The 21,453-nt window shown below is 64.6% G+C and carries 17 protein-coding genes; 6 read left to right on the forward strand and 11 right to left on the reverse strand.

The window, feature by feature from the left end; all coding sequences use genetic code 11:
• Window positions 1-290: 290 nt before the first annotated feature.
• The 4 genes from ABWP89_RS17390 (at window position 291) to ABWP89_RS17405 (ending at window position 3,940) form a co-directional block, all read left to right on the forward strand.
• Window positions 291-1,424, forward strand: a complete 1,134-nt coding sequence (locus ABWP89_RS17390; protein ID WP_353230909.1) for an aminomethyl transferase family protein — start codon at window positions 291-293, stop codon at window positions 1,422-1,424.
• 36 nt (window positions 1,425-1,460) lie between these two features.
• Window positions 1,461-2,936 carry an APC family permease gene (locus ABWP89_RS17395; RefSeq protein ID WP_353230910.1) on the forward strand — a complete coding sequence of 492 codons (1,476 nt, stop codon included), beginning with the start codon at window positions 1,461-1,463 and terminating at the stop codon, window positions 2,934-2,936.
• A gap of 20 nt (window positions 2,937-2,956) precedes the next feature.
• Window positions 2,957-3,409 (forward strand): allene oxide cyclase family protein, encoded by a 453-nt coding sequence (locus ABWP89_RS17400; protein WP_353230911.1) that lies wholly within the window; start codon window positions 2,957-2,959, stop codon window positions 3,407-3,409.
• A gap of 195 nt (window positions 3,410-3,604) precedes the next feature.
• A complete protein-coding gene (locus ABWP89_RS17405) occupies window positions 3,605-3,940 on the forward strand; it encodes a hypothetical protein (protein ID WP_353230912.1) in 336 nt (111 codons plus the stop codon).
• A gap of 242 nt (window positions 3,941-4,182) precedes the next feature.
• Here the strand turns inward: ABWP89_RS17405 and ABWP89_RS17410 are convergent, their stop codons facing one another.
• The 10 genes from ABWP89_RS17410 to ABWP89_RS17455 form a co-directional block, all read right to left on the reverse strand.
• Complete coding sequence (locus tag ABWP89_RS17410; protein WP_353230913.1) at window positions 4,183-4,527, reverse strand: RidA family protein; 345 nt, start codon at window positions 4,525-4,527, stop codon at window positions 4,183-4,185.
• Between the two features lie 83 nt (window positions 4,528-4,610).
• Window positions 4,611-5,900: a type III glutamate--ammonia ligase gene (gene glnT / locus ABWP89_RS17415; protein WP_353230914.1), complete on the reverse strand. Its 1,290-nt coding sequence runs from the start codon at window positions 5,898-5,900 to the stop codon at window positions 4,611-4,613.
• A 45-nt stretch (window positions 5,901-5,945) separates the two neighbouring features.
• Entirely contained in the window at window positions 5,946-7,274 is a 1,329-nt protein-coding gene (locus ABWP89_RS17420) for an FMN-binding glutamate synthase family protein (protein WP_353230915.1), read from the reverse strand.
• A gap of 11 nt (window positions 7,275-7,285) precedes the next feature.
• Window positions 7,286-7,972, reverse strand: a complete 687-nt coding sequence (locus ABWP89_RS17425) for a GltB/FmdC/FwdC-like GXGXG domain-containing protein (RefSeq protein ID WP_353230916.1) — start codon at window positions 7,970-7,972, stop codon at window positions 7,286-7,288.
• Entirely contained in the window at window positions 7,972-8,847 is an 876-nt protein-coding gene (locus tag ABWP89_RS17430; RefSeq protein WP_353230917.1) for a class II glutamine amidotransferase, read from the reverse strand. The genes ABWP89_RS17425 and ABWP89_RS17430 overlap by 1 nt, the downstream gene beginning before the upstream one ends.
• A 105-nt stretch (window positions 8,848-8,952) precedes the next feature.
• Window positions 8,953-9,807, reverse strand: coding sequence for a formyltetrahydrofolate deformylase (gene purU / locus ABWP89_RS17435; RefSeq protein ID WP_353230918.1), 855 nt, complete (start codon window positions 9,805-9,807; stop codon window positions 8,953-8,955).
• A gap of 16 nt (window positions 9,808-9,823) precedes the next feature.
• Window positions 9,824-10,321, reverse strand: coding sequence for a sarcosine oxidase subunit gamma (locus tag ABWP89_RS17440; protein ID WP_353230919.1), 498 nt, complete (start codon window positions 10,319-10,321; stop codon window positions 9,824-9,826).
• The gene (locus ABWP89_RS17445; protein ID WP_353230920.1) at window positions 10,314-13,283 is read right to left on the reverse strand and encodes a sarcosine oxidase subunit alpha family protein; all 2,970 of its coding nucleotides are present in this window, start codon (window positions 13,281-13,283) and stop codon (window positions 10,314-10,316) included. Before ABWP89_RS17445 ends, ABWP89_RS17440 begins: the two co-directional genes overlap by 8 nt.
• Complete coding sequence (locus ABWP89_RS17450; RefSeq protein WP_353230921.1) at window positions 13,280-13,552, reverse strand: sarcosine oxidase subunit delta; 273 nt, start codon at window positions 13,550-13,552, stop codon at window positions 13,280-13,282. The genes ABWP89_RS17445 and ABWP89_RS17450 overlap by 4 nt, the downstream gene beginning before the upstream one ends.
• Before the next feature lie 12 nt (window positions 13,553-13,564).
• Window positions 13,565-14,818 carry a sarcosine oxidase subunit beta family protein gene (locus ABWP89_RS17455; protein ID WP_353230922.1) on the reverse strand — a complete coding sequence of 418 codons (1,254 nt, stop codon included), beginning with the start codon at window positions 14,816-14,818 and terminating at the stop codon, window positions 13,565-13,567.
• A 92-nt stretch (window positions 14,819-14,910) separates the two neighbouring features.
• Between ABWP89_RS17455 and ABWP89_RS17460 the strand changes: the two genes are divergently transcribed.
• Window positions 14,911-15,897 carry a GlxA family transcriptional regulator gene (locus ABWP89_RS17460; protein ID WP_353230923.1) on the forward strand — a complete coding sequence of 329 codons (987 nt, stop codon included), beginning with the start codon at window positions 14,911-14,913 and terminating at the stop codon, window positions 15,895-15,897.
• Between the two features lie 203 nt (window positions 15,898-16,100).
• On the opposite strand, the gene ABWP89_RS17465 is transcribed toward ABWP89_RS17460, so the two are convergent.
• Window positions 16,101-20,084 carry a beta strand repeat-containing protein gene (locus ABWP89_RS17465; RefSeq protein WP_353230924.1) on the reverse strand — a complete coding sequence of 1,328 codons (3,984 nt, stop codon included), beginning with the start codon at window positions 20,082-20,084 and terminating at the stop codon, window positions 16,101-16,103.
• Between the two features lie 303 nt (window positions 20,085-20,387).
• Between ABWP89_RS17465 and ABWP89_RS17470 the strand changes: the two genes are divergently transcribed.
• Window positions 20,388-21,233 carry an AraC family transcriptional regulator gene (locus ABWP89_RS17470; RefSeq protein ID WP_353230925.1) on the forward strand — a complete coding sequence of 282 codons (846 nt, stop codon included), beginning with the start codon at window positions 20,388-20,390 and terminating at the stop codon, window positions 21,231-21,233.
• Window positions 21,234-21,453: the final 220 nt, after the last annotated feature.

Genomic DNA, 21,453 nt, shown 5'->3' on the forward strand with positions numbered 1-21,453 from the left:
GCACCCCCGGCCCAACCGCCCACAGGGTACCTTCAATGGGTGGTTGGGCCGGGGGTGCGGGGTGGTGGGTGGCACTTCCAAAAACCTTCAAACGGAATAACATTGCGCCAGGCAGCCACCAGCGCAATGGCAAAACTTTCCCAAGACGAAACAAACTTGTCAATGAGGCAAATATCGCCTCGACAGCCGGAACGCCGGTTGATAGTCCTTTTGCCCTCGCAAGAGATCAACTCCCGGCCCGCGATGCACGGTAAAACCGGCAGGCGCGCCCCCAGCTCACGAGGTTTTTCATGCCCGATTCCTGGCGTCATTCCACCCTGGCCAGCCGCCATCGTGCGCTCGGTTCGGCGCTTGAAGACTGGAACGGCATGGGCACCGCGTGGACTTATGGCCACGATGTGCAGGACGATCATACCATGATCCGCACACGCGCCGGGCTGATGGATGTGTCGGGCCTTAAAAAGGTGCATCTGGTCGGTCCGCACGCCCAGGGTGTGCTGGATATGGTCACCACGCGCACTGTGGCCAAGATCATGCCGGGGCGTTCCGCCTATGCCACCATGCTCAACGATGACGGGCATTTCATCGACGATTGCATCCTGTACCGCATGGGGCCCGACAGCTGGATGGTGGTGCACGGGTCCGGCGCCGGGCATGAAAGCCTGGTTGCGGCGAGCACCGGGCGCAATGTCGCCATGCTGTTTGACGATGATCTGCACGATCTGTCGTTGCAGGGGCCTGTCGCCGTCGATTTCCTGGCGCAGCATGTGCCAGGCATCCGCGATCTCAAATATTTCAGCCACATGGGCGCAAAGCTGTTCGGCGCGCCGGTGCTGATTTCGCGCACCGGCTATACCGGCGAACGCGGCTATGAAATTTTCTGCCGTTCGGCCGATGCCCCGGTGATCTGGGATTCGATCCTCGAACAGGGTGCCGCGATGGGCATCGGCCCGGCCTGCTTCACCGCGCTCGACCTGTTGCGGGTGGAAAGCTATCTGCTGTTCTATCCCTATGACATGTCAGAATATTTCCCGTTTGCGGATGGATCGACCGGTGACACATTGTGGGAACTGGGGCTGGATTTCACGGTCAGCCCGGGCAAGACCGGCTTTCGCGGCGCCGATGCGCATTACCGGCTGAAGGGCAAGGAACGCTTTCGCATCTATGGCGTCGAACTCGCCAGCGACAAGGCGGCCGATGCGGGTGACAAGCTGCTGGTGGGGGACCGCGAAGTGGGCGTGGTGACATTGGGCATGGTTTCGAAACTGACCGGGCGTTCGCTGGGCATTGCGCGGATGGATGTCGATGTGGCCGTGGCCGGGGCTGACCTGACACTGGTCGGCGCGCAGGGCACCGTGGCCGCCAAGGCCCAGCCGCTGCCGTTTGACGACCCGAAAAAGACCAAGCGGACGGCAGTTGGCTGATCGCGCACAGACGAATCCGGGGGGAATCGCGTTTCCATGACCAACATGACCAGCAGCGACGATGATGAGCTGAAGGCGCTGGGCTATTCGGCGCAGTTCGAACGGTCGATGTCGCTGTGGGAAAACTTTGCGCTCGGCTTTACCTATCTGTCGCCGGTGGTGGGCGTCTATTCGGTGTTCAGCATCGGCATGGCGTCGGCCGGTCCGCCGATGATCTGGTGGTACGTGATCGCCGCCATTGGCCAGATGATCGTGTGCCTGACCTTTTGCGAGGTGGTGTCGCAATTTCCGATTTCCGGCGGGCTGTACCCGTGGTGTCGGCGGCTGGTGGGCAAAAAATGGGCGTGGATGGCTGGCTGGGTCTATGGCTGGGCGCTGTTCACCTCGATCGCGGCGGTATGCGCGGGCGCCGCGCCTTATGTGGGTGTGTTGCTGGGGTTTCAAAGCAATCCGGTAACCGCCGGGCTGCTGGCGATCGGACTGGTGGTGGTGTCCACGCTGACCAATCTGGCCGGCACGCGCACGCTGGCGCGGGTGGCAATGTTCGGCTTCATCTGCGAAATCCTGGGCGCGATCGTGGTCGGCGCGTTCCTGCTGCTATTCCACCGCCACCAGTCGATCAATGTGATTTTCCATACGTACGGCCTCGTCAAAAACGGGTCCTACGCCCCGGCGTTCATGGGCGCGGCAGTGGTCGGCCTGTTCACCTGCTATGGCTTTGAGGCGTGCGGCGATGTCGCAGAGGAAACCCCCAACCCCGGCGTCGCCATCCCCAAGGCCATGAAATCAACGATTTACGTCGGCATGGCGGCATCGATTTTCGTCGCGCTGGCGCTCATTTTATCTCTGCCCGATGTCATGGCGGTGGTCAGCGGGCGCAGTACCAACCCGATCGAAGACGCGCTGAACGTGGCCTTCGGCCCGATCGGTGCCAAGGCGGTGGTGGTGGTGGTGCTGGTGTCATTCCTGTCCTGCGCGCTCAGCATGCAGGCCGCGGCCAGCCGGCTGGTCTATGCCTATGCCCGCGATGACATGGTGGTGGCCAGCGGCTGGCTGGGCAAAGTTTCAGCCACGCACCATGTGCCGATGAACGCGCTGGTGCTGTCGGGGCTGATCGCCTCCGCCATCCTGGTGCTGGGCATGTTCTTTGCCGATGCAGTGGCGACGATTGTCAGCTTTGCAGTGGTGGGCATCTATGCCGGGTTTCAGATGGTGGTGCTGGGCGCAACCTTTGCGCGCGCGCGCGGGTGGCAGCCGCATGGCAAATTCCGGCTGGGCGGCTGGGGCTGGGCGATCAATGTGGCGGGCATTGTCTGGGGCGTTAGCGCGATTGCGATCATGTTGCGCCCGACCGACGGCGCCATGGCGTGGTATGCCAGCTATGGCATGGCGCTGACCTTTGGCGCGGTGATTGTATCGGGGCTGATCTACATGATCGCCGGCCGTCCCTATGATCGCAGCGATGCCCCGGCCGGCGACGCCTGGACGCGCCGCGCGCCCGTAAAATCCTGAAAAACGAGGAGACCTTGAGGATGCGTAATCTGTTGATCGTGCTGGGCGCGCTTGCCGTCCCGGCCTATGCCGCCCCTGCCCCAATGGCCAAGCACGTAACCAAAATCGACGTGGTCGAACGCGCCGAAACCGATGTCGCCAGCGTCAAGGGCGGCAGTGGGGCGGAAAATGTCGGTGACATCCTGACCTTCACCAACCCGATCTATGATGCCACCAACACCAAAAAAGTCGGCATGGACCAGGGCTATTGCGTGCGCCTGATCGGCAAGTCGATCGAATGCCACTGGACGTTGACGCTGGCCAAAGGCCAGATCATGGTCGAAGGCCCGGTCGGCGACGGCGACAACGCGCCCGACACCACGCTGGCGGTCACCGGCGGCACCGGCGCCTACAAAGGCGCGCGCGGCGAAATGCTGATCCACGCCCGCGACCCGAAGGCGACCGCGTATGATTTCCATTACCGGTTGATGTAAGGCGCGGGAGCAACTGCACGGCAAAGGCACAAACACCCGCCCCACGCGTCGCCCCGGACTTGATCCGGGGTCCCGCTTATTTGCGTTGCGTGGATGGCTCCCAAAAGACCGCCTGCGCGCTCGTTACAAATTTACACCAGTCGATGGCTGCTGTCGCCCACTTGCAGACATCAGCGTCTCAGCTAGATTTCCGGTATGATGCATGACAGTAGGGACTATGCCCACGAACTCTTTTTGATAACGCCAGGCCCGCGCCCGCCATTTTTTGAAGTCGTCATTCATGTCTATGGCCCGAACGATACTGTCGATACGGATGGAGATAGCAGATTACGGGAAGCGACTGATTGGACGTGGCTATATATGCAGCTTCGTAAGCCGCCGTATCGAGAGCAGCCTGTTGTAGAAGTCGCTATGCTCGAAGGTAAAAACGTGATGCGGATCGCGTCTGACGAGGCTGACCTTGCAGAAAGGACTGCTGTCTTTCTGGCGAGCCAGGCGGGTGGCACCATCAGTAGAAAGCTGCCGACCTGATAGACATCAACGTCCGCTACCCTCCAATCCCAGCAGTTCCAACGCGGTGTTGTAAGCAACAAAATCGCCGACAACCAGCGGGACCCCGGGTCAAGCCCGGGGTGACGATGGTGGAACGGCTTTGCAAACCCACCCCGATGAGCAAACCTGCGCGGTGGCGCGTTCCCATCCGGCCAGGTGGCGCGTGCCAGGGCCGTAGGCCTTACACGCCAGAGGCACGCGATCAGAACCGGCGCAGCAGGTCAGTCGAGTGCGGCGACGACGGCGATCTCAACTTTAAAAATTGGGGCAGCCAGGGGCGCGCCGACGGTGGCGCGGGCGGGGGTGGCGCCGGGGATGACCCAGCGGTCCCATACTGCGTTCATTTCGGCAAATTCGGCCATGTCGACCAGCCAGATGGTGGCGCTGACCAGGTTGGCCTTGCTGGTGCCGGCGCGCGCGAGCAGGGCATCGATCTGCGCGAGCGCGGCTTCGGTCTGGGCGGTCACGGTCGGCCCTTCGGCCACCTGGCCGGCGGTGAAGACGAGGCCGCCGGCCACGACAGCCTGGCTCATCCGCGGTCCGGCATCCAATCGCACGATGGTCATTGCACAAATCCTTTCATGATCAGGGCGCCCGCCCTGGCATAATTTGGGGAGAGGCCCCCCTCCCCGGTTCGGGCAAGGTGCGATCAGCAATCCAGCGTCGTCGCGCGTTCCCAGTCGGTCAGGTGGCGGGCGTAGTCGTTCCATTCGGCATGTTTCAGCTTGGTATAGGCGGGCACCAGTTCGGGCATTGCCGCGCCGAGTACCGGGCTTGCCTCCAGCGCGCGGATGGCGTCGAGCAGGTTGAGCGGCAATTTGGGCGCGTCGGGCGCCTTGTGCCCTTCGGTATACATGTTGATGTCCAGCCGTGGCCCGGGGTCGCGCGCGTTGACAATGCCGTCCATGCCTGCCGCCAGCGCCACCGCCGGTAGCAGATAGGGGTTTACCGCGCCATCGGCCAGGCGCAGCTCCAGCCGGTTGGGTTCGGGCACGCGGATCATGTGCGTGCGGTTGTTGCCGGTCCAGGTCACCGAATTGGGCGACCAGGTCGCGCCCGATGTGGTGCGCGGGGCGTTGATACGCTTGTAGCTGTTGACGGTGGGGTTGGTGATCGCCGCCAGCGCCGGGGCGCTGTGCAGCAGGCCGCCGATGAAATTTTTGGCCAGCGGGCTGATGTCGTTGTCGCCTTCGAACGCGTTGTGTCCATCCTTCCACAGCGACAGGTGCACGTGGCAGCCATTGCCGGTCAGGTTGATGAACGGTTTGGGCATGAACGTGGCGCGCTGGCCGTGCTTTTCCGCGACCGATTTCACCAGGAATTTGAAAAATGCCATGCGGTCGGCGGTCAGCAGCGCATCGTCATAGTGCCAGTTCATTTCAAACTGGCCATTGGCGTCCTCGTGGTCGTTCTGGTACGGATTCCAGCCCAGTTCGATCATCGCGTCGCAGATTTCGGTGATCACGTCATAGCGCCGCATCAGCGCCTGTTCGTCATAGCACGGCTTGGTCTGGGTATCGGCGGCATCGGAGATCGCGGTGCCATCGGGGGTGATCAGGAAAAATTCGCACTCCACCCCCGATTTCAGCTGATAGCCGAGCTCCGCCGCCGCAGCGATCTGGGCCTTCAATGCGTTGCGCGGGCTCGCCTTGACCGGTTTGCCATCCATCCACAGATCGGCGGCCAGCCAGCCCAGTTCCTTTTTCCACGGCACCTGGATCAGGCTGGCCGGATCGGGAATGGCGAACAGGTCAGGATCGGCGGGCGTCATGTCCAGCCAGGTGGCAAAACCGGCGAACCCGGCGCCGTTCTTCTGCATTTCGCCGATCGCCTGCGCCGGCACCAGCTTTGCGCGCTGGTTGCCGAACAGGTCGGTGTACGAAATCAGGAAATATTTGATGCCCTTGGCTTGGGCAACTTGCGCCAGATCGATGCTCATCGTCATTCTCCCGGTCGGGGGCAGGCATGAAACGGGGGTGGGATCTTAAAACTTCTGCCCGGGGATCCAGTCGGTGCCGGCCAGCGGCACGCGCGCCATCGCCGCCGCCTCGATCGTCAGCGCCACCAGGTCTTCGGGTTCCAGATTGTGCAGATGGCTTTTGCCGCAGGCGCGCGCAATCGTCTGCGCCTCCAGCGTCAGCACCGCCAGGTAATTGGCCAGCCGCCGCCCCGCCGCCACCGGATCAAGCCGTGCGGCCAGTTCCGGGTCCTGCGTGGTGATCCCGGCCGGGTCGCGGCCTTCGTGCCAGTCGTCATAGGCGCCGGCCTCGGTACCCAGCGCGGCATAGTCGGCGGCCCAGCGCGGATCGTTGTCGCCCAGCGCGACCAGCGCGGCGGTGCCGATCGCCACGGCATCGGCACCCAGCGCCAGCGCTTTCGCGACATCGGCGCCGTTGCGGATGCCGCCCGACACGATCAGCTGCACTTTGCGGTGCATGCCCATGTCCTGCAGCGCCTGCACCGCCGGGCGGATCGCCGCCAGGATGGGAATGCCGACATGTTCGATAAACACGTCCTGCGTCGCGGCGGTGCCGCCCTGCATGCCATCGAGCACGACCACATCGGCGCCCGATTTCACCGCCAGCGCAACATCGTAATAGGGCCGGGTCGCGCCGACTTTCACATAGATCGGTTTTTCCCAATCGGTGATTTCGCGCAGTTCCTCGATCTTGATTTCCAGGTCATCGGGCCCGGTCCAGTCGGGATGGCGGCAGGCGGAGCGCTGGTCGATGCCCTTTGGCAAAGTGCGCATTGCCGCCACACGGTCGGAAATCTTTTGCCCCAGCAGCATGCCGCCGCCGCCGGGCTTTGCGCCCTGGCCGATCACCACTTCGATCGCATCGGCCTTGCGGATGTCATCGGGGTTCATGCCATAGCGGCTGGGCAGGTATTGATAGACCAGCGTTTGCGACTGCCCGCGTTCTTCGGGCGTCATGCCGCCATCGCCGGTCGTGGTGCTGGTGCCGGCGATCGTCGCGCCGCGCCCCAGCGCCTCTTTGGCCTGTGCGGACAATGCGCCAAAGCTCATACCGGCGATAGTGATCGGGGTTTTCAGGTGGATCGGCTTTTTGGCAAAGCGCGTGCCCAGCCACACGTCGGTCGCGCACTTTTCGCGATAGCCTTCCAGCGGATAACGCGACACCGACGCGCCCAGGAACAGCAGATCATCAAAATGCGGCAATGACCGTTTGGTGCCACCGCCACGGATGTCATAGATGCCGGTGGCGGCCGCGCGGCGGATTTCCGCCAGGGTATGCGGATCGAACGTCGCGGAAAAACGCGGCAACGTGCGCGGGATGTGGGAATTGTCCATGGGGGCGTCCGTCAGTAGGCCGAGGCGTTGTCGACGTGAAAATTGTACAGCCCGCGCGCCGAGCCATAGCGGCGGAATTCCGCTGCGCTGATGCCTTCGACACCGGCATCGGCCAGCAGCCGTTCCAGGATGGCGATATGTTCGGGCCGCAATTCCTTTTCGGTGCAATCCGCGCCCAGGCTTTTGACCGTGCCGCGCACGAACAGCCGCGCTTCGTACAGGCTGTCGCCCAGCGCTTCGCCGGCGTCGCCCAGCACCACCAGGTTGCCCGCCTGCGCCATGAACGCCGACATCGGGCCAATTGAACCTTTGACGACGATGTCGATGCCCTTCATCGAAATGCCGCACCGGGCGGAGGCATTGCCATCGATTACCAGCAATCCGCCATGCGCGGTGGCGCCGGCGGCCTGGCTGGCATCGCCCTTCACATGCACTTTGCCCGACATCATGTTTTCCGCGACGCCGACCCCGGCATTGCCGTTGATCACCACGGTCGCCTGTTGATTCATGCCCGCGCAATAGTATCCGGCGTGGCCATCGATTTCGACCGTGATCGGCGCGTTGACCCCGGCAGCGAGGGCATGCGCGCCTTCGGGATTGGCAACCAGCCATTGGGTTTCGTTGGTATTGGCCGGCAGTGCATGCAGCGCGGCATTCAATTCGCGCTTTGGCGTGACGGCAAGATCGACGACGGGCATCAGTTGCGCTCCCAGACATAGGCGCGGGCGGGTTCGGGTTCGAAAATGCGCGCATGGTCGATCCCGGGCAGGCCGACCAGCGCGCGGTATTCCGATCCGAACGCCACGTATTGGTCGGTTTCGGCCATCACCGCCGGCTTGCACGAAATCGGGTCGCGCATCACCGCAAAGCCGTTTTCGGTGCCGATCACGAACGTGTAAAACCCGTCGAGGTCCTCCATCCCGGCCTCCAGCGCGGCGGTCAGGCTGTCCCCTTCGCGCAGGCGCCAGCTGATATAGCCGGCCGCCACTTCGCTGTCGTTGTCGGTGGCAAAGCTCAGCCCTTCGTGTTCCAGCTTGCGGCGCAGCGAGCGGTGGTTGGACAGCGATCCGTTGTGCACCAGGCACTGGTCACGCCCGGTGGAAAACGGGTGCGCGCCATCGGTGGTCACGGCGGATTCGGTGGCCATGCGGGTGTGGCCGATGCCATGTGTGCCCGCCATCGCCGGCAGCGCAAAGCGGTCCGCCACTTGCCGCGGCAGGCCAACCTCTTTGTACAGTTCGATCCGCTTGCCCGCGCCGGTCACCACCAGATCGGGGCGGTTGAGCGCCAGCCAGCCGCGCACTGCGGGTTCGTCAGCGGCGGCAAACGACAGCACCATGTGCGTGTCGCGCAAGGTGGCGACCGCGGTGCCTGCCAATGCAGAGGCCACATCATCCAGCCGCACGCCACGCACGGTGATCTTCAGATGGTCATCCTGCCCGCCGCCATAAATGGCAAAGCCCGCGCTGTCGGGGCCGCGGCCGGTCATCACCACCAGCATGTCGGCCAGCAGCCGGCCCAGTTCGGGCTCCAGCGCAGGGTCCTTCAAAAACAGGCCGACAATTCCGCACATGATCGCGATTCTCCGGCAGGCCAGACCATCAGGCCGCCACAACGGGATAGTCCGCCCTCGGCAAGAATGTCAATCAAGGGGAAAAGATATTTCCCAGCAGGAATATCAATCGCGGAACACCACGGTCTTGTTGCCGTGCAGCAGGCTGCGGCCGTCCAGGTGCAATTGCACCGCGCGCGCCAGCACCCGGCGTTCGATATCGCGGCCCTTGCGCACCAGATCGTCGGCCTTGTCGGCGTGGCTGATGCGTTCGACATCCTGTTCGATGATCGGGCCTTCATCCAGATCGCCGGTCACGTAATGCGCGGTGGCGCCGATCAGCTTTACCCCGCGTTCGTGCGCCTGGTGATAGGGCTTGGCGCCCTTGAACCCGGGCAGGAACGAATGGTGGATGTTGATGCAGCGCCCCGACAACCATGCCGCCATCTCGTCCGACAGGATCTGCATATAGCGCGCCAGCACGATCAGATCGGCGCCGCTGGCGGTCACGATGTCGCGGATCTGCGCTTCCTGCGCGGCCTTGGTATCGCGGGTCACCGGCAGGTGGTGAAACGGAATCGTGCCCAGGTTGATATCGCCCAGCGCGTCACGCGGGTGGTTGGAAATGACCGCGACCACGTCCATCGCCAGTTCGCCCATCTTGTGGCGGTACAGCAGATCGACCAGGCAGTGGTCAAACTTGCTGACCATCAGCACCACCTTTTGCAGGTGGCTGCGCAGCCGCAGCGACCAGTCCATGGCGAATTTTTCGGCCAGCGCGCCCAGATCGGCGGTCAACGCGGCATGGTCGGCCGCAGGATCGACCGCAAACACCAGCCGCATGAAAAAACGGTTGGCATCGGCATCATCGAATTGCGACGCATCGGTGATGTTGCCGCCGTGGGTATAGATCGTGGTGGCCACGCCGGCGACGATGCCGGGCTGGTTGCGGCAGGACAGCGTAAGCAGATATTCGGTCATGACACGTTCCTGAAAATTACAGTGCCGCGATGGTGGCATTCAGCCATTCGCGGAAGCTTTCGGTAAAACTGCGAAACACGGCCAGGTGAAAGTGGTCGGGCGCGACCCGATGCACGATTACACCGATATGGGCAATCACGCTGACCACAACCGCATCGGCGGCCAGCGCCGCCGGCGACAGATCAACCGGCAGCCCCATCTGCAACACCGCTGCGGCATCGGTGCCCGCCAGGTCAAACAGCGTATAGGCGCCGGACTGGTCAACCACCGCCGCCACCCCGGTCAGCCGGTCGCCCAGCGCATCGGCCCAATCGGGCGCGGCCATGTCGACATGGGCCAGCCATTGCCCCGGCCCGCTACCCCATAGCGCAATGCCGTCGCCCATGCTGGCCCGCGGGCCGGTCGCGACCGCAATGCCCAGCGCCGCGCCCAGCACAGCCGGATCAACCCCCGGCCGCAGCATCACGCTGGCCAGGCCATAACCTGCCAGTTCGCTTACCCGCACATCAGCCACGCAGTCTCTCCCCCGCCGGATCGAAAAACACCGGATCGCACACCACGGCCAGCACATCGGCGCCGCGCACCGGATCGTGCACCACCACTGTTTCGCCATGGCGATCGGCGCCATTGGCCAACAGCGCCAGCGCGATCGGCTGGCCCAGCGTGGGCGAATAACAGGCCGAGGTGACATAACCCTGGTCGTTGACCGCCACCGGTGCGGCGCCCACACGCAACAGGTGCGCGCCCGCGCGGATCGTCGCGGTGCCATCGGCCGGCATCAACCCGACCAGCCGCGGCCGCGCCGGATCGACCAGCGCCGGGCGCAGGGCCGAAACTCGCCCGACAAAATCCTTTTTCTTTGACGCCATCCGCCCCAGCCCAAGATCGGTGGCGGTGGTCCAGCCATTCAGCTCGTTGCCCGCCGGATGGCCCTTTTCAATGCGCATGACCCCCAGCGCCTCGGTGCCATAAGCCGTGAGGCCAAACGCAGCGCCCACGCCGAACAGATGTTCCACCAGCGCGGCACCGGCATGCGCGGGCACGCTCAGTTCATAGGACAGCTCGCCCGAAAACGACACGCGGTACAACCGCGCCGCATGGCCGCGCCAGCGCAGCGTGATCGCCCCCATATAGGGCAGCGCGTCATTCGACAGATCCACATCGGGCAGCGCCACGGTCAGCAGGTCGCGCGCGCGCGGCCCGGCGATCGAATACGTCGCCCACTGTTCGGTCACCGACACTGCCAGGACATCCAGCGTGGGCCACAGCACCTGGCGCGCAAAATCGATATGCTGCATCACCCGCGCGGCATTGGCGGTGGTGGTGGTCATGAACCAGCGATCGGGCGCGATCCGCGTGACGGTGCCATCATCCATCACAAGCCCGTCTTCGCGCAGCATCACGCCATAGCGCACCCGGCCCACCGGCAGCGCCGAAAAGCCATTGATGTACAACCGGTCAAGCAGCGTGCCGACATCGGCGCCGATCAGCTCGATCTTTCCCAGCGTCGAAACATCGCACAGCCCGACACCGTTGCGGGTGGCGTTCACCTCGCGGTCCACCGACTGGCGCCAGTGGGTTTCGCCGGCCACCGGATACCATTGCGCGCGCTGCCATTGCCCGGCATCGACAAACACCGCGCCACGCTGCGCCGCCCAATCATGGCTGGCGGTGTGGCGGATCGGCCGGAACGCGCGCCCGCGATGGTGCCCGGCAAACGCGCCGATCGCCACCGGCACCACCGGTGGACGCGCGCGGATCGTGCCGGTTTCCGCCAGCGCGCGGCCGGTCGCCGCCGCCAGCAGGCCATGGCCATTGACCTGGCTGACCCGCCCCTGATCGGTCGCCATGCCCAGCGTGGTATAGCGTTTCAGGTGTTCGACGCTGGTAAACCCTTCGCGCACCGCCAGCGTGACATCGTCGGCGGTCACGTCGTGCTGAAAATCGACAAACGCCTTGGCTTTACATGGCCCGCTCGCCCACACCGCGCTGACCGCGTGGGGCACATCATCGGCACGTGGCAACGGCGCCAGCACCGCATCATGCCCCAGCGCCGCCATCGCCACCTGTGCCGCCGCGCGGGCCGAGGCCAGAATGCCCGCCAGCCCATAAATGCCATCCGCCGCGCCCGCCGCCATGACATCCGCCGGCGGATCGCCCAGCGCATAGGCGGCGATGGCATCGCGCCACACCGGTTTGTGGCCGATATGCGTGGCCAGCGCCACTTGCGGGTTCCACCCGCCTGCCACCGCCAGCAGGTCGGCATCCAGGCTGACGCGGTTTTCACCGGCATCGCACGCGATCACGCGCGACAGCGGGCTGCCGCTGGCGGCAATGACCTGCCCGCCGGTGATCACCGTCACCCCGGCGGCGCGAACCGGCGCGGCCAGCACCTCGGGCACGGCATTGCGCGTGTCGATCACCGCCACCAGCGTGACCCCCGCCGCGATCAGATCGGCCGCAGTCTGCCAGCCGCTGTCACCGCTGGTAAACACCACCGCGCGCCGCCCCGGCGCCACGCCATAGCGGTTGCAATAAGTCGATACGGCCGAGGCCAGCATGACCCCGGGGCGATCGTTGCCATCGAACACGATCGGGCGTTCGGTTGCTCCGGTCGCCAGAATGGTGTGCGCCGCGACCACTTTCCACAATCGCTGGCGTGGTTGCCCGGGCAGGGGCACCGGCAGATGGTCGGCCACTTGTTCGATGGCGCCATATTCGCCGGCCTCAAACCGCCCGAACACCGTGGTGCGCGGCAGCACCTGCACGTTGGCCATCGCGGCCAATTCGGCGCTGGCGGCGGCGGCCCACTCCGTGCCCTGGTGCCCACCCACGATCACGCGTTCAGACAACAGGCGCCCGCCCAACAATGGCCCTTCGTCGGCGATCACCACGCGCAACCCGCTGCGCCCGGCATCCAGTGCGGCGATCAGCCCGGCGGGGCCGCCACCGACCACCAGCACATCGCAAAACGCATGGGCGTGGTCATAGTGGTCGGGGTCTTCCTGTCCCGACAGCGCGCCCAGCCCGGCGGCGCGGCGGATGACCGGCTCGTACAGCTTTTCCCACGCCTTGGCCGGCCACATAAAGGTCTTGTAGTAAAACCCGGCGACAAACAGCGGCGCAAACAGCTGGTTCACCGCCATCACGTCAAACGCCAGGCTGGGCCAGCGGTTCTGGCTGACGGCCTCCAACCCATCGAACAGTTCGATGGTGGTGGCGCGGGTGTTGGGTTCGGCACGCGCGCCGGTGCGCAGTGTGACCAGGGCATTGGGTTCTTCGCTGCCCGCGGTCAAAACCCCGCGCGGGCGATGGTATTTGAAACTGCGCGCAAACACGCGCACGCCGTTGGCCAGCAGCGCCGATGCCAAGGTATCGCCCGGATGGCCGGTATAGGCCTTGCCATCAAAGCGGAATGACAGCGTGCGGGTGCGATCGACCAACCCGCCGGTGCCCAGGCGATGCGGCCCGGTCATGCCGCCTGCCCCGCGCGTGCAAAGGTGGCGCCGGCGACCGCGTGGGTCACCGTGTCACGCCGCACGCGCAACCAGTTGCGGCAGCCCTGCGCATGATACCACAATTCCTCAAAGTGCCCGGCCGGGTTGTCGCGCAGATAGAGGTAATCGAACATCGCGTCCGCTTCTCCTTCGCCGGCGTCAAGCGCGGGGCGCGCCGGCGCTGCATCGCCGCGAAACACAAATTCGCGCGAATCGCGCGACCCGCAAAAGGGGCAGGGAATACGCATCGCGTCTGATCCTCAATGCAGGTTGGCTTGGGCGCCAACGCCCTTTTCATCGATCACATGCCCGGTGCGGAACCGGTCAAGCCGATAGGCAGTGGCGGTATGATGCGGAGCATCGGTCGCCAGCAGATGGGCAAAACACCAGCCCGACGCCGGCGTGGCCTTGAACCCGCCATAGCACCAGCCAGCGTTGAGATAGAGGCCATCGATCGGCGTGCGGTCGATGATGGGTGATCCATCCATGCTCATGTCCATCACCCCGCCCCAGCTGCGCAGCATACGCACGCGGCCGATCATCGGCATCAGGGCCATGCCGCCCTCGCACACATCCTCCACCACCGGCAGATTGCCGCGCTGGGCATAGGAATTGTAGCCATCGATATCGCCGCCAAACACCAGCCCGCCCTTGTCCGACTGGCTGACATAAAAATGCCCGGCGCCAAACGTGATCACCCCGGGGATCAGCGGTTTCAGCCCTTCGGACACGAACGCCTGCAACGCATGGCTTTCAATCGGCAGCCGCAGCCCGGCCTTGGCCGCCACCACGCTGGTCATCCCCGCCACCGACAGCCCGACTTTGCCGGCGCGAATGGTGCCGCGGCTGGTTTCCACGCCGATGACGGCGCCGCTGGCATCGCGCAAAAATCCGGTCACTTCGCAGTTCTGGATGATATCCACCCCCAGCGCCGATGCCGCGCGGGCATAGCCCCAGTTCACCGCATCGTGGCGCGCGGTGCCGCCGCGTTCCTGCAACAGCCCGCCCTGGATGGGGAAGCGCGCATTGTCGAAATCCAGGAACGGCGCCATTTTGCGCACAGCATCGGCATCCAGCAATGTGCAATCGACCCCGTGCATGCGCATGGCATTGCCGCGCCGGGCATAGCCATCGCGCTGCGGATCGGAATGATACAGGTTCAGCACGCCGCGCTGGCTGACCATCGCGTTGTAGTTCAGTTCCTGTTCCAGCCCTTCCCACAGTTTCATCGACCATTCGTAGAACGGTTCGTTGCCGGGCAATGCATAGTTGGAACGGATGATGGTGGTGTTGCGCCCGGCATTGCCACCGCCGATCCAGCTGCGTTCGACCACCGCCACGTTGGTGATGCCATGCACCTTGGCCAGGTAATAGGCCGCCGCCAGCCCGTGCCCGCCACCGCCGACAATCACCACGTCATAGCCATCGCGCGGGGTCGCATCGCGCCAGGCCGGGCCCCAGCCACGATGGCGTTGCAGCGCCTGGCGCGCCAGTTGCAGGATTGAATAGCGCATCGCGGGTGCCTTTGCCGCCGGGCAGATCGCCCGTCCACCACAGAAGATTATGCCCATTGCGCAGCCACCGCTTGTCCATTTATGAAGCGGATATGTCCCACACCGACATGTCCACCCCTTTTGCGCCGCCGATCCGGCTGGGACTGCTGCTGATCCCCGGCTTTGCGCTGATGGGCTATGCCACGCTGGTTGAGGCTTTTCGCGCCGCCAACACGCTGTCGGGCCGCACCTTGTACACCTGGTCGCACGTATCGGCGCAGGGCGCAGCGGTGGAGGCCAGCTGCGGCGCGCGCATCCTGGCCGATGCCCAGGTGGGCGCGCGCATCGATTGCGCCACGCTGTTCGTGTTTGCCGGCGGCGATCCGCGCAATTTTCACGATCCCGCCACCTATGGCTGGCTGCGCGCGCTGGCGCGCGGCGGGTGCGCCATCGCGGGGATATCCGGCGGGCCCTATGTGATGGCGCGTGCCGGGCTGCTGGCCGGACGGCGCGCGACGATCCATTGGGAACACCGCCCGCTGCTGGCCGAACATTTCCCCGATGTGGCGATCGAATCCGGGCTTTATGTCATCGATGGTGCGGTGATCACTTGCGCCGGGGGCACCGCCGGGCTGGATCTGGCGCTGGCCCTGATCGCGCGCGACCACGGCCACGCGCTGGCCGCGCGGGTGGGCGAATGGTTCATCCGCACCACCCCGCGCGATGCCGCCGGCCCCCAACGCCAAAGCCCCGCCGAACGCCACGGCACCACCAACCGCGTGGTGCTGCAGGCACTGGCCACGATCGAGGCCGGGCTGGACCGCCCCCTGCCCCGCACGCAGATCGCGGCGGCCTGCGGGCGTTCATTGCGCCAGATCGAACGCCTGTTTCAGGCCGAACTGGGCCAAAGCCTGGCGCAAACCATGCTGACGCTCCGCCTGGACAGCGCCGCCCACCGCCTGCGCACCACCGACGCCAGCGTAACCCAGATCGCGCTCGACTGCGGCTTCGCCAGCGCCGCGCACTTTTCACGCCGCGTGCGCCAGCGGTTCGGCGTGCCGCCATCGGGGTTGCGCAAAGCGGTAGGGCAAGCGGTTTAGGAGGGGTGAAGAAATTCAAGTCGTTCCCCACCGCAATGTAGACTGGCAGGAAACGATCCTACTCCAGCCGCTCTTGGTTTCGGCAGCTATGCGCCCCGGTGCCTGCTTTTTTGCACGATGCATTGGGCGCGGTTACCAGGCCAGATGGCTGTTCCCGAAAAACCGCGCCCGGATTGGAATCGGCCTGTTCCTTTTGAGGTGGCTTACCAGGCGAAGGTTGCGCCGACGCGGCCGCCGGTGGAGCCTGCAACGGTCGAGCCAGCGATGCCGCCTGACAGATAGATATGCTCGTGCGCGCGGACGACGGCCGCCACCGAAAAGCCCTGTTCGGCGCGGTAGGTGGCAAGGTTGAACGATATGGCGAATTTCGCATTGGCCGGCATGACCGTGCCGCCCAGCGCCATCGCTGCGGCAATGCCGCCATTCGCGCCACGCCGGTTCACATCGACCTGCGATTGCAGATTTGTCTGCCCTGCTTCCAGCGCAGACAACCGGTTGTTCTGGATATTGTCGACGGCTTTCATGGCCGAAATGGTCGATGCCTGATCGGCAACGCTCGATTGCAGAGAGGCGATCGCCGGGCGGATGGTGGTATCGCGGCCAAGCGTGCCGCCGGCATCCACCGTGGCGACATCGACCGGGCCAACTTGCGCCGCGGTAGAGCTGCCAATATCGCCCACCGTTACCGAACTGCCGGTGCCACCCAGTGTGATCTGGCTGGCACGGCTGGTCGTTGCGCCGGACCCCAGCGCAACAGCATTGGCCTGCTGGGCCGTGGCACCATTGCCGATGGCAACCGCACCATTGGCAGCGGCCTTGTTGCCATTGCCAAGCGCCACCGCCCCGGTGCCCGTCGCCATGTTATCCGCGCCAATCGCCACGGCGCCGGTGCCGTTCGCGCTGTTGGGATCACCGATGGCAACCGCACCGTTGCCATTGGCGGTTTGCCCGACGCCGATCGCCACCGCGCCGTTGCCGGTGACACTCGGCGCCGCACCCGAACCACCCACCGCCATATAGGTCGTGCGCGCCAGGGCGGTGTTGGCTGTTGCCTGGGCAGTGCTGACCAGCTGATTGGTTGCAAACAGCTGCGCGCCGTTGACCGCGTTGGTAGAGCTGACCGCGATATCACCCTGTGCGACATTGACCAGCTTGCGCTCGGCCCCGGCCGCGCCGAACGAGACCGTGTTGTCGTCCGCCGCTACCGATCCCGCGCCGATCGCCACCGCCTTTGCGCCCGTGGCGCTGGCACCATCGCCCAGCGCGATCGCGCCGGCGGTTGCGGCATTCGCGCCATTCCCCAGCGCCAGCGCGCCCTGGCCAGTGGCGGTATTGCTGTTGCCCAGCGCCAGTGCGCCGTCGCCGGTGCTGGTGTTGTTGGCACCAATGGCCAGCGCACCGGTACCGGTGGCACTGTTGGGATCACCCAGCGCCACCGCGCCATTGCCATGCGCGGTCTGCCCCTGGCCCAGCGCGATGGCGCCATTGCCGGTCGCCTGCGAACCATTGCCGGTATTGACCGTGGGGCCATTGGAAATCGGCAGGCTGGCGTTTTGGGCCAGGCCCGCAATCGCTGCATTCAATTGCCCCAACGTTATTGCATCGTGAAGATCGGTGCCGTCAGCCACGTTCGTCAGCCGGCGATAGAAATTGGTCGCACCAAACGAAACGGTCTGCGCCACGCTAGCCTGCGAATTGCTGCCGATCGCGACCGAATCCAACGCAAAGGCGACAGCACCCGTTCCAAGTGCAGCCGCATTCTTGGCTTTGGACTGGGCTTGAAGGCCTACAGCGACCCCAAAGTCCTGCTCAACGACTGAGCCGTCGCCAATCGCAATCCCGGCTGCGTAATCATCGTTGGGGATGTATTTTACGCTGGCCATGTGGCCTATGGCGATGCCGCTTACGGCATGAACGGACGCACCGGAACCCAGCGCGGTGGCCCAGCGGGCATCAGTTTGCGCGCCCGCGCCAATCGCCATGGCTTCGCCGCCATAGGCTTCTGTCTGCGAGGTGGGATTGGCGATGACGTCTCCCAGATTGCTGGACGTGTTGATCTTGAGGCCGCCAATGGCGATATTTGAACTTTCTATCCCTGTCCCGATCCCGCCACTGTGCGCGGATGCGCCGATGGCAACGTCCCACATCCCTTGGGCCACGGCGCCGTTGATCGCAGTCGAACCGTCCTTCTGCGCCCAACTGTTGCCCAGGGCGAGCGCGTGATTGCCATCGGCCTCGCCACTGCCCAGCGCTATGGAACTATCGCCCTTGGCTTCAGCAAATGTACCCAATGCCAGACCCGCTTGGCCAGAGGCCACGGCTTCCTTGCCTATCGCGATGGCCGAGTATTGGGTGGCGCGGCCACCAAAACCGATGGCAATTGTGGCGTCGCCAAAGGCGACATTCCCGTTACCAATGGCGAGAGCAGAATTGAACATCGGATTGATCGAACCGCCGCCATCATCGGCATTGTTGCCTTGACCAAGTGCAACCGAACCATTGCCATACGCCTTGTTGGTCCCCCCGATGGCCACTGCGCCCGCGCCGCTGGCTGTCGAAGAGCTGGAACGGACGCTTGCCGGGTCGTTCGCACTGGCGGGATCAGTCACGGTGATCCCGAATTGATTGGCAGTGTTGAGAGTGTTGATCTGCAACTGCAAATTCTGAGCGGCGGTGTTCAATTGCCCGACGGTTGAGGCATCATGCGCGCTGGTCCCGTCGGCCACATTGACCACCCTGCGATAATAGGTGCTCAGGGTGGGATCGCCAAAGCCGGTTCCCAGGGTTGTGCCTGGCACCGTAGAGATGATGCCGGTGCCGGTCCCCGTTCCGCCAGGGGTGATCACGCTATAGCCGACCGAGACGGTATCCGCTTCACTGGCGATCGATCCGGCGCCGAGCGCCACGGAACCATTCGCCGATGCGTGCGCTTCGGAACCGATGGCAGTGCTGTTGGTCGATCCGGCAATGGCGTGTCCGCCAAACGCGGCTGAATTGTCACCAATCCCGGCGGCGTTCGCACCGGTCACCGTGGCGCCAAGCCCCTGGGCTAGGGCATAGCTGCCAAGCGCGGTGCTGCTGGCGGTAAAGGCGTGGGCGTTGGCGCCGCTGGCGGTGCTGCCCTGGCCATCGGCCATTGCGCGATAACCGCTGGCGCTCGACAAGACACCGCCAGCCGACGCGAAGGTGCCACTGGCGGTCGAAAAATCGCCGCTCGCCTGGCTGGATGTGCCAAGCGCCAGCCCGCTGTCGCCGCTGGCGCTGGCACCGTTGCCCACGGCGGTTGAAATCGAACCTGCCGCGCTGCTGTAAATGCCCAGCGCGGTGCCGGCATCGCCAGCGGCGGTGCCGCCCAGCGCCACCGATGCAAGCCCGCTGGCGGCCGATTGATTGCCAATGGCGATGCCATAGAGTCCTGTGGCCTGGGCATGGTCGCCCATGGCAATGGAACTTTCCCCATCGGCTGTCGCATGCGTGCCGACAGCAGTGCCATGCAGACCGGTCGCATGCGCGTAATCGCCCACAGCGAGCGAACTGCCCCCGCTGGCCGATGACACCAGACCAATCGCGGTGTCTGCTTCACCGCTGGCCGAACTGCTGGCGCCCAGGGAAACAGCGTGACGACCCGTGGCAGTGGCTTCGCCGCCGAGCGCCACAGCACTTTCCCCGCTGGCCGAAGCCGAATTGCCTATGGCCATCGCTTCGGTTTTTGTGGCCTCGGCCGCATCGCCGATTGCAACTGTGCCGCCCCCCTTGGCCGTCGCGCGCAGCCCGATGGCAATGGCATGCCCGGCATCGCCCTGGTTGTCGGCGACCGTCGGCTGGTTTCCCGATGCCATGTCCGCGCCACCGATGGCGATGTCGTATGATCCGCTGGCAATGGCATTGGCCCCCAGGGCGGTCGCGTAGGCGCTCTGCGCTTTGGCATTGGCACCGATGGCCGTGGCGCCGGGGTTGGAAATGTCGCCACCGGGCAATGCCAGCGTTTCGATCGCGGCGGCATGGTCGCCGCAGGCAATGCTTGCGTCATCTCCCGCCGCGCCGCGCCCCTGGTTGCAGACCACGCCCGATGCCACGGTTCCGCCCTGAACCACCTGGGCCCGCGATACCGGCCCGCATAGCGCAAGTACGCTGACGGTGCCCGTAAGAGCAATGTGCAGAGTTTGACGAAGAGATGTGCGCGGCATGGTGCTTCCTTTCAGCCAGGTTTAAAAAGATGCTGGGATTTGACTGCAGGTGTTCATGCGGCATGCGTGCCCGGGCCGCTATGCGCTGGGCGCAAAACCTTTGCGCCCAGCGCCAAAGCTGATTAGCCTGCCCATCAGTGCAACGCCGGGGGAAAGGGGCGATTTTTGCCGGAAGGGTTCCTGCGCCATGTCGCGCGATCAACCACGCCGCAGCAGGCAAGGGGTCTGTGCGCGATCAGTGACGGGCTGCGCGTGCGATCCCACCTTGATTGCATCGACCCCGAAACCAGCTTTGTCGGCAAGGTGACGATCACCTTGTGCGGGGAATTGATGGCCCCCCATACTGAAGGTGTTGGGCTGATCTATGATCGCACGCGGTACCATGTCGCCGAAGATCTTGCAGACAGCCTGTTTCTGCACATGAACACCGGCAAAAACGCAATCATCGGCGGGCAGTTCGACCGCACTTACACGCTGGGCCAGGGCGACGCCGCACTTTGGGTGCAGAACGCGCCAGTTCGCAGTGTCTGCCTGCAGGATTCAGGGATGCTGGGCATCCATCTTTCTCGCGAAAGCACCGCAAACTGGATGCGCCCGCCCGAAGACCTGGCAGCAGTGGCGGGGGACCGCAGTTCGCCGGTGTACAAGGCGCTGACCGCCTACATGGCCCTCGTCCGCGATTCACAGACGCTCGATCCCGACATCGCCGCCGTGTTCAAGAGCCATATCAGTGACCTTACCGGACTGTGGTTGGGCGGGTTGAAGCCGCGGGATTGGGTGGCCGAGGCACCGGCGAGCCGTCATGCAGCGCGGGTGGCGGCGATCCGCGAACTGGTCGCCCGTTTTGCTGGCATTGCCGGGTTGGACGCGGCCCAGGTGGGGCACCGGCTGGGACTGTCGGAGCGAACTGTGCAGCACACGCTGACACAGGAGGGGCTGACTTTTTCCCGCTTGCTGGCGCTGACCCGGGTGGACAAGGCCGTAATGATGCTGGGCGACCCGGCCCATGCCCGCCATACGGTAACCGAAATCGCGTTTTTGTGCGGCTTTACTGAACTTTCCGGTTTTTATCGGGCGTTCAAACAGCACCGGGGGGAAACACCAGGAGCCTTTCGCGGCGATCCCGGGCGGGATGCCAGGTTGACCTGAGGCGGTTGCACTGTGCGTTTCCGGTGCCAGCAACTCCGGTGCCAGCATACCAATTGCAGCGCGTCTGCGGTGAACGAAGCGCGGGTTTTGGGATTATCAACATGACCGCTCAGGAGGCGTGAGTTGCCGAACGGTCTTCGCGCTCTTGAACCAATTACGGTGAATTAGAGCCAGATGACGTTAGGTTGCACCGCCGGGATTGCGTCAGGAAGCTTCTCGG

This window comes from Novosphingobium sp. (assembly GCF_040398825.1).
GTDB lineage: Bacteria > Pseudomonadota > Alphaproteobacteria > Sphingomonadales > Sphingomonadaceae > Novosphingobium.

Excerpts from the sequence above, each read along its gene's own strand:
- ABWP89_RS17430 (WP_353230917.1), bottom strand. The coding sequence starts at position 8,847 with ATGTGCGGAATTGTCGGCCTGTTTTTGAAGGACCCTGCGCTGGAGCCC.
- glnT (WP_353230914.1), bottom strand. The coding sequence starts at position 5,900 with ATGAGCATCGATCTGGCGCAAGTTGCCCAAGCCAAGGGCATCAAATAT.
- ABWP89_RS17395 (WP_353230910.1), top strand. The coding sequence starts at position 1,461 with ATGACCAACATGACCAGCAGCGACGATGATGAGCTGAAGGCGCTGGGC.
- ABWP89_RS17390 (WP_353230909.1), top strand. The coding sequence starts at position 291 with ATGCCCGATTCCTGGCGTCATTCCACCCTGGCCAGCCGCCATCGTGCG.
- ABWP89_RS17450 (WP_353230921.1), bottom strand. The coding sequence starts at position 13,552 with ATGCGTATTCCCTGCCCCTTTTGCGGGTCGCGCGATTCGCGCGAATTT.
- ABWP89_RS17405 (WP_353230912.1), top strand. The coding sequence starts at position 3,605 with ATGATGCATGACAGTAGGGACTATGCCCACGAACTCTTTTTGATAACG.
- ABWP89_RS17400 (WP_353230911.1), top strand. The coding sequence starts at position 2,957 with ATGCGTAATCTGTTGATCGTGCTGGGCGCGCTTGCCGTCCCGGCCTAT.
- ABWP89_RS17455 (WP_353230922.1), bottom strand. The coding sequence starts at position 14,818 with ATGCGCTATTCAATCCTGCAACTGGCGCGCCAGGCGCTGCAACGCCAT.
- ABWP89_RS17425 (WP_353230916.1), bottom strand. The coding sequence starts at position 7,972 with ATGCCCGTCGTCGATCTTGCCGTCACGCCAAAGCGCGAATTGAATGCC.
- purU (WP_353230918.1), bottom strand. The coding sequence starts at position 9,807 with ATGACCGAATATCTGCTTACGCTGTCCTGCCGCAACCAGCCCGGCATC.
- ABWP89_RS17410 (WP_353230913.1), bottom strand. The coding sequence starts at position 4,527 with ATGACCATCGTGCGATTGGATGCCGGACCGCGGATGAGCCAGGCTGTC.
- ABWP89_RS17460 (WP_353230923.1), top strand. The coding sequence starts at position 14,911 with ATGTCCCACACCGACATGTCCACCCCTTTTGCGCCGCCGATCCGGCTG.
- ABWP89_RS17420 (WP_353230915.1), bottom strand. The coding sequence starts at position 7,274 with ATGGACAATTCCCACATCCCGCGCACGTTGCCGCGTTTTTCCGCGACG.
- ABWP89_RS17465 (WP_353230924.1), bottom strand. The coding sequence starts at position 20,084 with ATGCCGCGCACATCTCTTCGTCAAACTCTGCACATTGCTCTTACGGGC.
- ABWP89_RS17445 (WP_353230920.1), bottom strand. The coding sequence starts at position 13,283 with ATGACCGGGCCGCATCGCCTGGGCACCGGCGGGTTGGTCGATCGCACC.